This window comes from Streptococcus sp. 1621, assembly GCF_013276615.1.
GTDB lineage: Bacteria > Bacillota > Bacilli > Lactobacillales > Streptococcaceae > Streptococcus.
In genome coordinates this window covers 53,547-66,009 of the sequence record NZ_VMLJ01000028.1, presented here as the reverse complement: position 1 = coordinate 66,009, position 12,463 = coordinate 53,547, and the positions used below count along the sequence as shown (strand labels likewise).

At 38.5% G+C, this 12,463-nt stretch carries 13 protein-coding genes and 1 riboswitch; all 13 genes read right to left on the bottom strand.

The genetic code is table 11. The annotated features are described in order from the left end of the window. Nucleotides 1–16 precede the first annotated feature (16 nt). The 13 genes from HT697_RS06690 to HT697_RS06630 all read right to left on the bottom strand — a co-directional run bounded on the left by HT697_RS06690 (nt 17) and on the right by HT697_RS06630 (nt 12,454). Nucleotides 17–775, bottom strand: a complete 759-nt coding sequence (locus HT697_RS06690; protein WP_166736901.1) for an ABC transporter permease — start codon at nt 773–775, stop codon at nt 17–19. Beyond that, complete coding sequence (locus HT697_RS06685) at nt 738–1,028, bottom strand: thiamine-binding protein (RefSeq protein WP_049513323.1); 291 nt, start codon at nt 1,026–1,028, stop codon at nt 738–740. Before HT697_RS06685 ends, HT697_RS06690 begins: the two co-directional genes overlap by 38 nt. A 68-nt stretch (nt 1,029–1,096) precedes the next feature. Then, nucleotides 1,097–1,199: riboswitch (TPP riboswitch) on the bottom strand. Between the two features lie 82 nt (nt 1,200–1,281). Beyond that, the gene (gene cbpD, locus HT697_RS06680; protein ID WP_173262611.1) at nt 1,282–2,400 is read right to left on the bottom strand and encodes a choline binding-anchored murein hydrolase CbpD; all 1,119 of its coding nucleotides are present in this window, start codon (nt 2,398–2,400) and stop codon (nt 1,282–1,284) included. 87 nt (nt 2,401–2,487) lie between these two features. After that, complete coding sequence (locus HT697_RS06675; RefSeq protein WP_000128619.1) at nt 2,488–2,754, bottom strand: Veg family protein; 267 nt, start codon at nt 2,752–2,754, stop codon at nt 2,488–2,490. A 1-nt stretch (nt 2,755) separates the two neighbouring features. After that, entirely contained in the window at nt 2,756–4,108 is a 1,353-nt protein-coding gene (dnaB, locus tag HT697_RS06670) for a replicative DNA helicase (protein WP_112444677.1), read from the bottom strand. A gap of 43 nt (nt 4,109–4,151) precedes the next feature. Then, a complete protein-coding gene (gene rplI / locus HT697_RS06665) occupies nt 4,152–4,604 on the bottom strand; it encodes a 50S ribosomal protein L9 (RefSeq protein WP_000864214.1) in 453 nt (150 codons plus the stop codon). After that, complete coding sequence (locus HT697_RS06660) at nt 4,601–6,574, bottom strand: DHH family phosphoesterase (RefSeq protein ID WP_173218770.1); 1,974 nt, start codon at nt 6,572–6,574, stop codon at nt 4,601–4,603. Before HT697_RS06660 ends, rplI begins: the two co-directional genes overlap by 4 nt. Nucleotides 6,575–6,777: 203 nt before the next feature. Next, nucleotides 6,778–7,716, bottom strand: coding sequence for a DUF561 domain-containing protein (locus HT697_RS06655; protein WP_050242825.1), 939 nt, complete (start codon nt 7,714–7,716; stop codon nt 6,778–6,780). Between the two features lie 105 nt (nt 7,717–7,821). Further along, complete coding sequence (locus HT697_RS06650; RefSeq protein WP_050242826.1) at nt 7,822–8,739, bottom strand: MBL fold metallo-hydrolase; 918 nt, start codon at nt 8,737–8,739, stop codon at nt 7,822–7,824. A gap of 3 nt (nt 8,740–8,742) precedes the next feature. Further along, nucleotides 8,743–9,855 (bottom strand): acyl-CoA dehydrogenase family protein, encoded by a 1,113-nt coding sequence (locus HT697_RS06645; RefSeq protein WP_173218768.1) that lies wholly within the window; start codon nt 9,853–9,855, stop codon nt 8,743–8,745. 15 nt (nt 9,856–9,870) lie between these two features. Then, complete coding sequence (locus HT697_RS06640) at nt 9,871–10,779, bottom strand: LysR family transcriptional regulator (RefSeq protein ID WP_173262608.1); 909 nt, start codon at nt 10,777–10,779, stop codon at nt 9,871–9,873. A gap of 297 nt (nt 10,780–11,076) precedes the next feature. Further along, entirely contained in the window at nt 11,077–11,730 is a 654-nt protein-coding gene (locus HT697_RS06635; protein ID WP_050242829.1) for a 3-oxoacid CoA-transferase subunit B, read from the bottom strand. A 1-nt stretch (nt 11,731) separates the two neighbouring features. After that, complete coding sequence (locus HT697_RS06630) at nt 11,732–12,454, bottom strand: 3-oxoacid CoA-transferase subunit A (RefSeq protein ID WP_050242830.1); 723 nt, start codon at nt 12,452–12,454, stop codon at nt 11,732–11,734. Nucleotides 12,455–12,463 lie beyond the last annotated feature (9 nt).

Genomic DNA, 12,463 nt, shown 5'->3' with positions numbered 1-12,463 from the left:
CAGAAACATTCTTATTCTACGAACGTTTCCATTTAATAACATATTTTTCACTAATATCGACCAACTTCATACCCAGAAGACTGATAATCGATACCAGAATAATAATAGCAAACATGGTATCATACTGAAACAGTTTCTTGGACTGAATCATGTAGACACCTAGTCCTTCAAATCCTCCCAACCACTCAGATACCACGGTTGTGATAAAGGCATAGGAGACACTGACCCTCAGACCTGCATAAAAGTAAGGCAGACTGACTGGAATTTTAAAATGCCACAGGATTTGCCAAGGCTTGGCCCGCATCAGACTAAACAAGGTCAACATATCCTTGTCACAATGCCTAAAACCGTCCAAAATACTAACGATGATAGGAAAAGTTGTCGTCAAAATAATCAAGACAATCTTGGGCAGAATCCCATAACCTAGCCACAAGACCAAGATAGGAGCTATAGCAATGGTCGGAATGGTCTGAACGACCACCATCATAGGGTAAATCAAGTCATTGAGCCAAGTCAAACTGTCCATGAGCACAGCCATGAGACAGGCAATCAAGACTCCCAAAATTAGACCTAGCAAAGCCACTCTCAAGGTCGCCCAGCTATGGTACCAGAGAAATTCTCTATCACGAACAAAGGCCTGAAGAATTTCAAAAGGTGTCGGCAGGATAAACTTGGGGAGAAGTTTAAGAAAACCTGCTAACTGCCAGATTGACAAGACCCCCAGAAAGCCCAATAGACTAATGTGTCGTCTCAGTATACTTTTCAAGTTTCTCATCAATACTTAAAATCTCTCCTACATTTATTTTGACATTGGCAAAGACATTATCTGCCTCCTGCCCTGCCACTTCCAGCGCTTCTTTGAGAATGCGCATGAGCTCATCAAACTCCCCTTCCAAGACCGTTTCAAATGGTGTCACCACTATGGTCACTTCTTGAGCTTGTAGATAAGCAATGACTTGATCGATAACAGCAATCCGATCAATCCCCTGTGCTAGGGGTAAAACTTGCAAGGCGATGCTTGCTTTCATAAAAACCTCCTCTTCTCGTTTTCCTTTGACAAAAAGAAAAACCTTTACCATATATGGAAAAGGTCAAGAATAGACTAAGTATCGTTCCCTCCGCTGGCATTACCCAGATCAGGTGCGGTCGAAGTTTAACACTTCCTCTCAGACTGTACACAGACTCCCATATATTATATGTATATATGATAGCGCAAATTAAGAAAAATGTCAAGGAAACTGCTTACAGAAAAGAGCAGGAAACATTTCCTACTCCAATTTTCTATACTCGTTCTCCATCACTGTTTACTCTGTAGCCATCCACCGCCGTATTAACAGCTAAGACACCTGAAGAGTAAGAATAATACCACTTACCAGAAACTTGATACCAGCCTGTTTTCATTGCCCCTGAACTATCCAGATAATACCACGAGCCATTTTCCTTTAACCAGCCTGTCTGCATTTCACCAGATGATTTCAAATAATACCAGCTAGAACCATCTTTCAACCATCCCGTTGATTTAGACCCATTTGATTTAAAATGATACCAACTACCATTTATTTTCTTCCAACCGACAGTCGATCCATTATTTGAGCTATAATTAGAGCTATTCCCTGATTGGTTCTGATAATTTTGTGAAGAAGTCACTCCCTCTAGCTGGATATAACGACGACTTCCGTTATAAGCTGTATAACTCAACCACTTGTATCCATCTTTTTCGAGAATTTGATCATAATGAACCTTCTCCCCAGGATAATAGTAATCAATCGCAGTTGCGCTAGCTAGTGGCTGATTTTTGATAGCAGACTTAGACTTGAAATAATGTGTTCCTCCTGTTGAAACTGAGGTTTGACTATTCCCAACACTGCCACCAGCTAAATCTTTAAAATGAATAAATCCTGTCATCGTATTTGCTTTTATAATTCGTTTATTATAGGCTTCTGTATAACCATAGTTATATTCCTCGATCTCAATCTGATCTCCCATTACATTTGACACCCAGGCAACATGCCCATAAGTTCCTGCAGTAGACCAAGCAATAGAGCCAATCGCTGGTCTATTATCGACACGATAACCTTCACGACAAGCACGATAGCCCCATTCATTCGCATTTCCATAAGCCCTTGGAATCTCAAAACCATTGACATTACTCAAACGAAAGGCTGCAAAAGAAGTACACTGACGAGAATACATGCGCCACTGATCAATCTCCTGGCTCCCATTTTTATAATAAACAGGATAATCATCTCCACGCGCAATCGATCCATTTCCTCCAGAATAGGCATATACACTATCACTCGCTGCTAACATCAATCCTACTACTAAAAAAGGAACAACCTTTTTAGCTGATTTTCTGAAAGAAAACCTTGTCTCTGTTACTTTAAACGGTAAAATTTTCATTCTTCCTCCTTGAAAATAATATAAATCGAAGATTACCTTCACTTAAACTATTCGGAGAAAAAAGAAAAAGTGAGAAAATTTCTCACTTTAGTCCAGATAATGAATTAGATTTTTTTCTGTAAGGATATCTGAGTAAGTAAAGGATTCAACGTAAACATTAGCCTGTTTATCTCCTTCCACATTCCCAAATTCCACAATAAATAGGGATGGATAAACTTCAATTAACTTACCCAATCTATTTTTTTGACGCTTACGCCCATTTTCCAAGGTCATTTCAATTACATGACCCTCATGTGCCTTGATTTCCTCTTTGATTTTTTTCATCTTAGCTACATCTGTAAATGCATCTGTCATTTTATGCCTCCCTTTTTGAGATACTTGAAAATTTATTGTATTCTTTTTGGAAAATCAATTCCACTGTTCCACGAGCTCCACTACGGTTTTTCTCGATAATAACTTCCACCTTATTATTTGGGATACCGTCCTCTTCTTCACCACCACGCTCATAGTAATCGTCACGATAGAGAAAAGCTACGATATCAGCATCTTGCTCAATAGACCCAGATTCACGAATATCAGACAAGACTGGTCTTTTATCCTGACGTTGTTCTACACCACGAGAAAGCTGACTTAGAGCAATTACTGGAACTTTCAGTTCTTTTGCTAGGATTTTCAACTGACGTGAAATTTCTGAAACTTCTTGTTGGCGGTTTTCTCGCCCAGTTCCCGTGATAAGCTGCAAGTAATCTATCAAAATCAAACCAAGATTACCCGTTTCTTGAGCAAGTTTGCGTGAGCGAGAACGAATTTCCGTGATTCGAATCCCTGGCGTATCATCGATATAGATACTCGCGTTGGCTAGATTCCCTTGAGCAATGGTATACTTTTGCCATTCCTCATCAGTCAATTGCCCCGTACGGATAGAATGGGATTCCACCAAACCTTCTGCCGCCAACATACGATCCACTAGACTTTCCGCACCCATTTCCAGTGAAAAAATAGCAACCGTTTTGTCCAACTTGGTCCCAATATTCTGAGCAATATTCAAGGCAAAGGCTGTCTTACCAACCGCCGGACGAGCTGCTAAGATAATCAACTCCTCCTCATGAAGACCAGTCGTCATATGATCTAAATCACGATAGCCTGTCGCAATACCTGTAATATCAGTCGTTTGCTGCGAGCGAGCTTCCAGATTTCCAAAGTTGATATTCAACACATCTCGAATGTTCTTAAATCCACTTCGATTAGCATTTTCACTGACATCAATCAGGCCTTTTTCTGCCTGAGCAATGATTTCATCAGCTGGTTGCGAAGCCTCGTAAGCTTGATTGACAGACTCTGTCAACTTGGAGATTAATCGCCGTAGCATTGCTTTTTCTGCAACAATCTTAGCATAGTACTCCGCATTAGCAGAAGTTGGCACAGAATTGACAATCTCAACCAAGTAAGACAAGCCACCAATATTCTGTAAATCACCTTGATTATCAAGAATGGTACGAACCGTTGTTGCATCTATAGCATCGCCACGATCGGATAAATCAACCATAGCTTGGAAAATCAAACGATGGGCATACTTAAAAAAGTCCCGAGACTCAATATATTCTCGCACAAAAACAAGTTTACTCTCATCAATAAAGATAGCCCCCAAAACAGATTGCTCAGCTAAGATATCTTGAGGTTGTACTCGTAACTCTTCTACTTCTGCCATCAGACTTCCCTTCCTTTTACAATCTTGTCAAGAAGGTGTAAACTTATCCTTCTTTCACACGAAGATTGATTACACTTGTGATATCTTGATAGATTTTCACTGGCACATCAATCAAACCAACCGCTCGAATCGGAGCTTGTACTTGAATATGACGTTTATCAATCTTAATTCCAAATTGCTTTTGCAATTCTTCTGCAATCTTCTTATTGGTAATAGAACCAAAGGTACGACCATCTGGACCAACTTTTTCAACAAATTCTACAACCGTTTCTTCTGCTTCAAGTTGGGCTTTAATTGCTTTTGCTTCTGCAATCATCTCAGCGTGAGCTTTCTCTTCGGATTTTTGTTTACCACGAAGTTCACCTACAGCTTGAGCAGTCGCTTCTTTTGCTAGGTTCTTTTTGATAAGAAAGTTTTGCGCATACCCTGTTGGTACTTCCTTAATTTCGCCTTTTTTACCTTTTCCTTTAACATCTGCTAAAAAGATTACTTTCATTCTTCTTTCTCCTTTTCCTTTATTTCATTTAATACAATTTCTGTCAGTTTTTCACCTGCTTCCGACAAGGTTAAATCCTTAATTTGAGCTGCTGCCAAATTAAAGTGACCTCCACCGCCTAACTCTTCCATAATCCGTTGTACATTCAGTTTACTACGACTTCGAGCTGAGATAGAGATAAATCCTTGTGTATTTTTCGCAAGAACAAAACTCGCTTCAATACCTGACATAGCTAACATGGCATCTGCTGCCTTACTAATAACAACTGTATCATAGCATTTCGTGTCCTTAGCCTCTGCTATTAGTACATCTGAACCTAATTTACGCCCCTGTAAAATCAGTTCATTGACCTCACGATATTCTTCAAAATCTGTCGCAGCGATTTCTTGGATAGCAATACTATCACTTCCTCTCGTTCTGAGATAGCTAGCAACATCAAATGTCCGACTAGTCACTCGTGAGGTGAAATTTTTAGTATCCAGCATCATACCAGCCATCAAGACACTTGCTTGCATACGACTCAAACGATTTTTCTTAGAATTCTGGAACTGAATCAATTCCGTTACCAACTCACTGGCACTGCTTGCACCACTTTCGATATAAGTGATGACTGCATTATCTGGAAAATCCTGATCCCTTCTATGGTGGTCAATAACGATGGTCTGTGTAAACAAATCATAAAATTCTTTTGATAATGTTAAGGCTGTCTTTGAATGGTCTACAAGAATCAACAAAGAACGATTGGTCACCATCCCCATTGCATCCTTAACAGACAACAACTTCGTAACTCCTTCTTTTTCTAAGAATGAAACAGCACGTTCAATATCTGGAGACATTTGTTCTTCATCATAAAGAGCATAGCTATTTTCAATCACATTGCTGGCGAACAACTGCATACCTACAGCAGAGCCCAAGGCATCCATATCTAAATTTCTATGCCCAACTACAAACACTTGATCCACACTACGAATCTTATCAGATATGGCTGTCATCATTGATCGAGTACGGGTACGAGTGCGCTTGATGGACGCAGCCGACCCACCGCCAAAGTAGACTGGATTTTTCGTTTCATCATTCTCCTTGACAACCACCTGGTCGCCACCACGTACTTCAGCCAAGTTCAAGTTGAGCAAAGCAACTTTCCCTATTTCATCATGATTTCCATCGCCATAAGAAAATCCCATACTTAAGGTCAAGGGCAACTGTCTCTGTTTCGACTCTTCTCTGAAAGCATCAATAACAGAAAATTTATCATTCATCAAGCCCTCAAGCACCGTGTAGTCAGTAAATAGATAAAATCGATCCATACTTACCCGACGAGAAAACATCATGTATTTTTCTGAAAACTCTGATATAAAATTAGCTACAAAACTATTGATTTGACTAATATCTGACTCAGAAGTTGCATCCTCCAAATCATCATAATTATCCACAGATACAATTCCAATCACTGGTCGACTCGTTACTAACTCATCTGTTATGGCTTGCTCCCTGGATACATCTACAAAATACAAAACACCGGAAGAAGCATCCATATGAACAGCATAACGCTTCTCACCCAGTTTGGCATAAGTAGACGGATTTCCTACTGAAGCCTTGATAATCGTTTGAACAGCTTCCAAATCAAAATCGCCATCTTCCTTGGTCAAAATCAATTCAGCATAGGGATTAAACCACTCAACCTCTCCAGAAGATAAATTCAATTTCATAACACCTACAGGCATCTGTTCCAATAGAGATGTCAAACTTTCTTCCGCTTGGTGGTTTACATACTGTATCTGTTCTACATCACTCCTTGTATAATGCACTCTCAGTTTCTTAAATAAAAAAACATAGCCTCCTACAAAAAGAAACAAAATTAAAAGCGTCAACAGATTATTATTAACAAAAATAATGAAAGTGGATAAGACTCCAAACGCAATCAATCCTACTAGAATAGGAAAAATTGGACTTACATAAAATTTTTTCATTCCAAACCTCTTGGCACCCATTATACCATAATAACCCTCAAAAAGCGACTTTTAAAGAAGTTTATGGCTATTAGCATTAACAGTTTAGCTGTGAGTTTATACATTCAGTCTCTATTTCTTCTTGATTTGAACATAAAAAATAGAGGAAGAAGTAGTCATCCTCTATTTTCTTCATTAACGATAGTTTCTTTAACTAAAAGAGACTATTCTCCAACTTCTATCTGAAGACCTTTCAATCTTTCTTGAGCTTGGCTTACAATAGACTCTATAATAAACTTACAAGGTTTGATTTCTTTGACTAACCCCGCAATCTGACCACTCATCATTGAACCATTTTCTGTATCTCCTTCATAAACCGCTTTAGAAAGAGATCCGATAGTAATTTCCTCTAATTCCTCACGGTTAGTTCCTTTTTGCTCTAATTCAATATAATGATCAGTCATGGCATTTCGGATGCAACGAACTGGTGCCCCAGCAATCCGTCCAGTAACAGCAGTTGCCGTGTCATTTGCCTCCAAAACTGCTTCTTTGTACTCTGTAGCAATCGGACACTCATCTGAAGCTAGAAAAACAGTTCCCATCTGTACACCTGCTGCTCCTAAAGCAATGGCTGCAGCTAGCCCTCTACCATCCGCAATTCCTCCTGCTGCGATAACAGGAATCGTAACAGCATCTACAATTTGCGGGATAAGAGCCATAGTATTACTTTCTCCGATGTGACCACCTGCTTCTGAACCTTCTGCAATAACAGCATCAACTCCGAGTTCTTGCATTTTTTGAGCATGTTTCACACTAGCAATAACTGGAATAACCTTAATTCCAGCTTCCTTCAAATAAGGCATGACATGTTTTGGTGTTCCCGCCCCAGTTGTAACAACAGGTACTTTTTCTTCGATAATAACTGTAACAATATCTTTGATATTCTTCATCATCAACATAATATTGACACCAAAAGGCTTATCTGTCAACTTTCTTAACTCACGAATTTCTTCACGTAACTGTTCTCCAGTCATCCCACCGGAGGCAATAATTCCCAATCCCCCAGCTTCTGATACAGCTGCAGCTAATTGATAATGAGAAATTTGAGCCATAGCTCCTTGAAAAATTGGATATTTAATTTGTAAAAGTTTTGTAATAGACATGTGAATACTCCTTTATTTTCTGTTGCTTCTTGTTGGCGTATGGGTAGTCATCCCACCTGATCCAAGTCAACAAGAAAATGAAATCATTTGTCTCCTTATATACGACTATCCTAAAAAAATTGGTTTGCGATCTTGCCTATCTGTAAAAGGAATTATTGGAGGTCGAGAGCGTGGCACATAATCTACAAATTCTTTACCTTCTTTATCAAACTGGGCGACTGCTAAAAATTGATCATGATAAAAGAAAAATTTATAGTCATTTTCAAAAGCTTGACGGAGCCACTTCTCTTTTGCCAAGATTGATTTCATAGGGTAATCATCCACTGCAGGAACCCACAGAGAATTCCGATGAACATGTGTCAACATCAAATCTCCCATATGAATCATCGTATCCTTTCCTTGTTTCAATAGAATAATACTATGACCATTACTATGACCACTCGTACGAATCATTTGAATTTCTGGAATCACATTAATGTATTCTGAAAAAGTTGTTACTTGCTTTTCAATTGGTTCCCAGTTTTCTCTAAGATAAGTGCCTTTTGTCCGATTATTAGGATTTCGCATTTCATACCATTCGACATCGTTTACAATGATTTTTGCTTTGGGATACTTGGATACCAAGTCTCCAGAGACATCCCTATAGGTCAAACCACCTGAATGATCATGATGCATATGAGTCATGAGAACAACATCAATCTGACTAGTAGTCAATCCTAAGAGTTCCAAACTCTCCTCAACCCTGCTCTCTGATAAAATACCTAAATTTCGTCTTTGTTTTTCTGATAATTTAGCTGTATCAAAACTAGTATCAATAAGGTAATTTTTCTCCTTATATTGAATCAAAATTGGATCTGTTAGCTCAGCCATCATATTATCCTCATTGGTTGGATAATAGCGCGACCATACAACTTTAGGAACAGGGCCAAAAAGTGTTCCTGCATCAGTTAATTTATCTGCACCACGTAGCCAAGTCAACTTCATATCATGGAACTGGTATTCCTGTAGTGTGAGATTTGTCATTCTTTACTCCTTTAGCCACTGACAGGCAATTCGCTTGCGAATCGAATCTCCTGATTTACCATACATTTCAAGCGTTTTAGCATCTTTTAAATACCGGTCAATGGGAATATCTTCCACAGTATGCAGAGGGCTCATCAACCGAATAATATCCTCAGAAATCTCCAAGGCAACTTTTGTTGTATAAAGTTTAATCTGACATACAAACAAAAGTGCATCTCTCATGTTATCTTGATACGAATTAAAATACGCTTTTGCTGAACACAATTTTGTATACAAGTCTGCAAACTGATACTGATAAACAGTTGCATCTAGTAAACGCTTGCCAAACCCACGTTTAACTTTCACAAAAGACAATCCTTTTTCAAATGCACCTTCAGCAACTCCGAGGGAGACTGCACTAAGACCAAGCTGTAATTTTTGAAGAATATCATTCAATTGTTCAGCACCTGATAAGCTCAAACCCAATAATCTGTCTTGCGTCAGAAGCACATTGTCAAAGGCAACAGAACTGATGGGTAACCCCTTTAGACCTGGTTTGCTAATGTCATCACCAATAACAACACCTGGATCTCTTGTATCGACTATGAAAAAACCAAAAGAATCTTTTCCCCCATCTGCTTCTATCTTCGCAAGTATCAATAAAATATCAGCAAATCGACAATTAGACACAATTGATTTTTCACCTGATAAACGCCAACCAGTAGCTGTTTTCGCAGCAGTAGTTTCAATTACTGACAAACTTTCCATGGATTTTCCTTCAGAGAATCCCAAGCCTACTAATCTCTCACCTTTTACTAATGATTCAAGATAGTGAGACTGCTGGTCTATGGTTCCAAAACGCATAAAAGGGTAGATTCCATAGTAAGCTTGAGTCAATAAAATTGTAGAAAATGCTGGAAAATACTTTGCAATCAGACGAATAAGAGTTAGAAAAGGTACAGTCGACCCATCAAGCTGACTATCTACACAAGAGGAAAAAATATTATATTTATCAATAAATTTAGAGAGTAACTCTTTCGGAAATTGATTTTCATCCTCCCTGTTCCTCAAATAGGGTAAAAGTAAATTCCGTAACTCTGCATCCAGTTCATGCTCCAAGGCATTATTATCAATCATCATCTTCACCTCAATTTAATTATCAGCAACAGGTTGGTAATAATCCCTCAATAGCTCTTCGTAAACATATGATTCAACCTCACTATAGGAAGGTTTATATGGTCTACAAAACCAAATATTAAATGGAATCGAATCTTTAAAAGTCACTGCTTTAAAGCGACTACTATCTACTAGATGGCTAATCGGTTTAGGTAAAATCGCGATTAAGTCCGTTTGGTAAGTTGACTCAACCAAAAAGTCCCATGTAGAGGAAAGATAAGCAAATTTAGGAGAAATTCCCTGTGAAGCGAATTTTTCAGTAACCAAATCATAAGTAGTAAAGGACTTATTAAAGGTTGCTATCTCATAGTCAGATATATCTGACCATTCCAGCAATCCTTTATCTGAAAGTGGATGATTTTTATCCATATAAGCAACATACTCATCCAGTTGGATAATATGCTGATCAAACTTCTTTGTATCCAACAAAGTAGGCTCAATCAAAAATGCTAGGCTCAAATCTCCTTCCGTCATTTTTTGACGAATTTCTTTTCCCCCTCCTTCTGTCACTTGTATATGGATATGAGGGTTATTTTTGAAAAATTGTGGAAGCAAACTAGCAAAATACACACGTAAAATCAAGGATGGAATTCCAAGGTTTATTGTCCCTTTTTGTTTTTGCGCTTCACTATGAATCATGGAAAGCATTTCTTCATGACGATTCACAATCTCAGTAGCAAACCGATAAATCTTTCTTCCAGCTCCAGTGAGACTTTCTAATCTCCCATTTTTTCTATGAAATAACTGAACCCCTTCAGTCGCTTCAAAATTTGTTACAAACTGACTTAAGGCAGACTGACTGATGTGGATTTTTTTCGCAGCAATGGAAAGATTACATCCACATTCTATAATATTGATAAAATAATTCATTTGAATAATATCCACTGGCCAATCACCTCTCTTTCCTTCGCTACTATAGATACTATCTTTTTCACCAAACTTATACGCAAACAGGAAACTCTAAACTAACACAAGCTCAGTTCTATCTCCGTTATTTATACAAGCTACCCAATAATTAAATCTTATAGCAAATCATATAATTTAGAAATCTTTCAACCTCTTTTCATTAGGTATAGTCTGTTAGATAACTATTGCACTCTCATTTATAAATCGCTTACAAAAGTTATCAATATATATCATACCACACTATGAAAAAAATATCTTCCTACCGATTGCTCATTATCAAATAGGCATGATTTTCAAATCATCTGAAACAATAACATCTCCGTCTGTCTTTTCAAGGACTTCCTCTAAAGTCACACCAGGAGCTAATTCCTTCAATAAGAATTTACCATCTTGGATTCCAAAAACAGCTAAATCAGTAATAATCAAATCCAATACTCCTTTAGCTGACAAAGGAAGGGTACACTCTTTCAACAATTTTGATTGACCATCCCCTGTCGTATGTTGAATCGCACCAATAACACGTTTTGCTCCAACAAGTAAGTCCATAGCACCACCCATACCTGGGGCAAACTTACCTGGAATAATCCAGTTTGCGATACTACCGTCTTGGCTCACTTCAAGTGCACCTAATACTGTAGCATCCACATGACCTCCACGAATAATCGCAAAAGATGTTTGCAAATCAAACAAGGCGGCTCCTGGCAACAAGGTGATTGGGGCACCTCCCGAATTTGCCAAGTTTGCATTGTATCCATCTTTGGTAGGGGTTTCCCCAAAACGAAGAGCTCCATTTTCTGCTTGAAGAATGACATTAACTCCCTCAGGGATATAATCGGCAGATGCATTTGGAATACCAAATCCCAGATTCACAACATCCCCATCTTTAAACTCAAGCGCCACACGTCTTGCAATAATTTCTTTTGCCTTCATTTTAGTTTACCCCCGCAAGTTTCTTAGTCTCTGTCCACAAATCACCCATCATTTTATGATGCTCTTCTGGAGACAATCCCTGAACAACATAATCGACAAGGATACCTGGGATGTAAATATCATTAGGATCAATTTCTCCCACTTCTAACAACTCATTAGTTTCTACAATGACTGTATTAGCTGCCAAAGCTAGCTGAAGTGAAATATTTTTTGTCGTACCGTCCAAGTATAAGTTCCCATACTTGTCTGCCTTCGTAGCCTTAATCAAAGCTACATCAATCTTCAATGGATCATAAATTAAATATTCTTTTCCATTGCGAGTAACCTTCTCCTGATCTTTTTCCAAAATAGTACCTACACCTGTTGGTGTCAATACTGCTCCTAGACCAGCTCCAGCTGCATGTAATCGTTCAACAACAGTTCCCATTGGAGTAAATTCAACTTCCATATTTCCACTGAAATACTCGTGTTGAGCTGCTGCAGACGTTCCTACGTGAGCTGCAATGTATTTTTTAACTTGGTGATTTTCACAAAGACGCCCCACACCGACTTCCTTACCAGGTTGAGATGTTACGACTGATACCAATGTCAAATCTTGCTGGTTTTGAGAAACCAATTCTTCAATCAATTCAAGTGGTTCCCCTACTCCAAGAAAACCTGAAATTCCTACTTTATCTCCTGAGTGAATCAAGGAAATTGCATCCGATAATGTTACAACTTGCATCTTCTATCT

Bases quoted from the DNA above. Each gene is read 5' to 3' on its own strand.
- HT697_RS06635 (WP_050242829.1), bottom strand. From the start codon at position 11,730: ATGAAGGCAAAAGAAATTATTGCAAGACGTGTGGCGCTTGAGTTTAAA.
- rplI (WP_000864214.1), bottom strand. From the start codon at position 4,604: ATGAAAGTAATCTTTTTAGCAGATGTTAAAGGAAAAGGTAAAAAAGGC.
- HT697_RS06685 (WP_049513323.1), bottom strand. From the start codon at position 1,028: ATGAAAGCAAGCATCGCCTTGCAAGTTTTACCCCTAGCACAGGGGATT.
- dnaB (WP_112444677.1), bottom strand. From the start codon at position 4,108: ATGGCAGAAGTAGAAGAGTTACGAGTACAACCTCAAGATATCTTAGCT.
- cbpD (WP_173262611.1), bottom strand. From the start codon at position 2,400: ATGAAAATTTTACCGTTTAAAGTAACAGAGACAAGGTTTTCTTTCAGA.
- HT697_RS06675 (WP_000128619.1), bottom strand. From the start codon at position 2,754: ATGACAGATGCATTTACAGATGTAGCTAAGATGAAAAAAATCAAAGAG.
- HT697_RS06655 (WP_050242825.1), bottom strand. From the start codon at position 7,716: ATGTCTATTACAAAACTTTTACAAATTAAATATCCAATTTTTCAAGGA.
- HT697_RS06660 (WP_173218770.1), bottom strand. From the start codon at position 6,574: ATGAAAAAATTTTATGTAAGTCCAATTTTTCCTATTCTAGTAGGATTG.
- HT697_RS06690 (WP_166736901.1), bottom strand. From the start codon at position 775: ATGAGAAACTTGAAAAGTATACTGAGACGACACATTAGTCTATTGGGC.
- HT697_RS06645 (WP_173218768.1), bottom strand. From the start codon at position 9,855: ATGATTGATAATAATGCCTTGGAGCATGAACTGGATGCAGAGTTACGG.
- HT697_RS06650 (WP_050242826.1), bottom strand. From the start codon at position 8,739: ATGACAAATCTCACACTACAGGAATACCAGTTCCATGATATGAAGTTG.
- HT697_RS06630 (WP_050242830.1), bottom strand. From the start codon at position 12,454: ATGCAAGTTGTAACATTATCGGATGCAATTTCCTTGATTCACTCAGGA.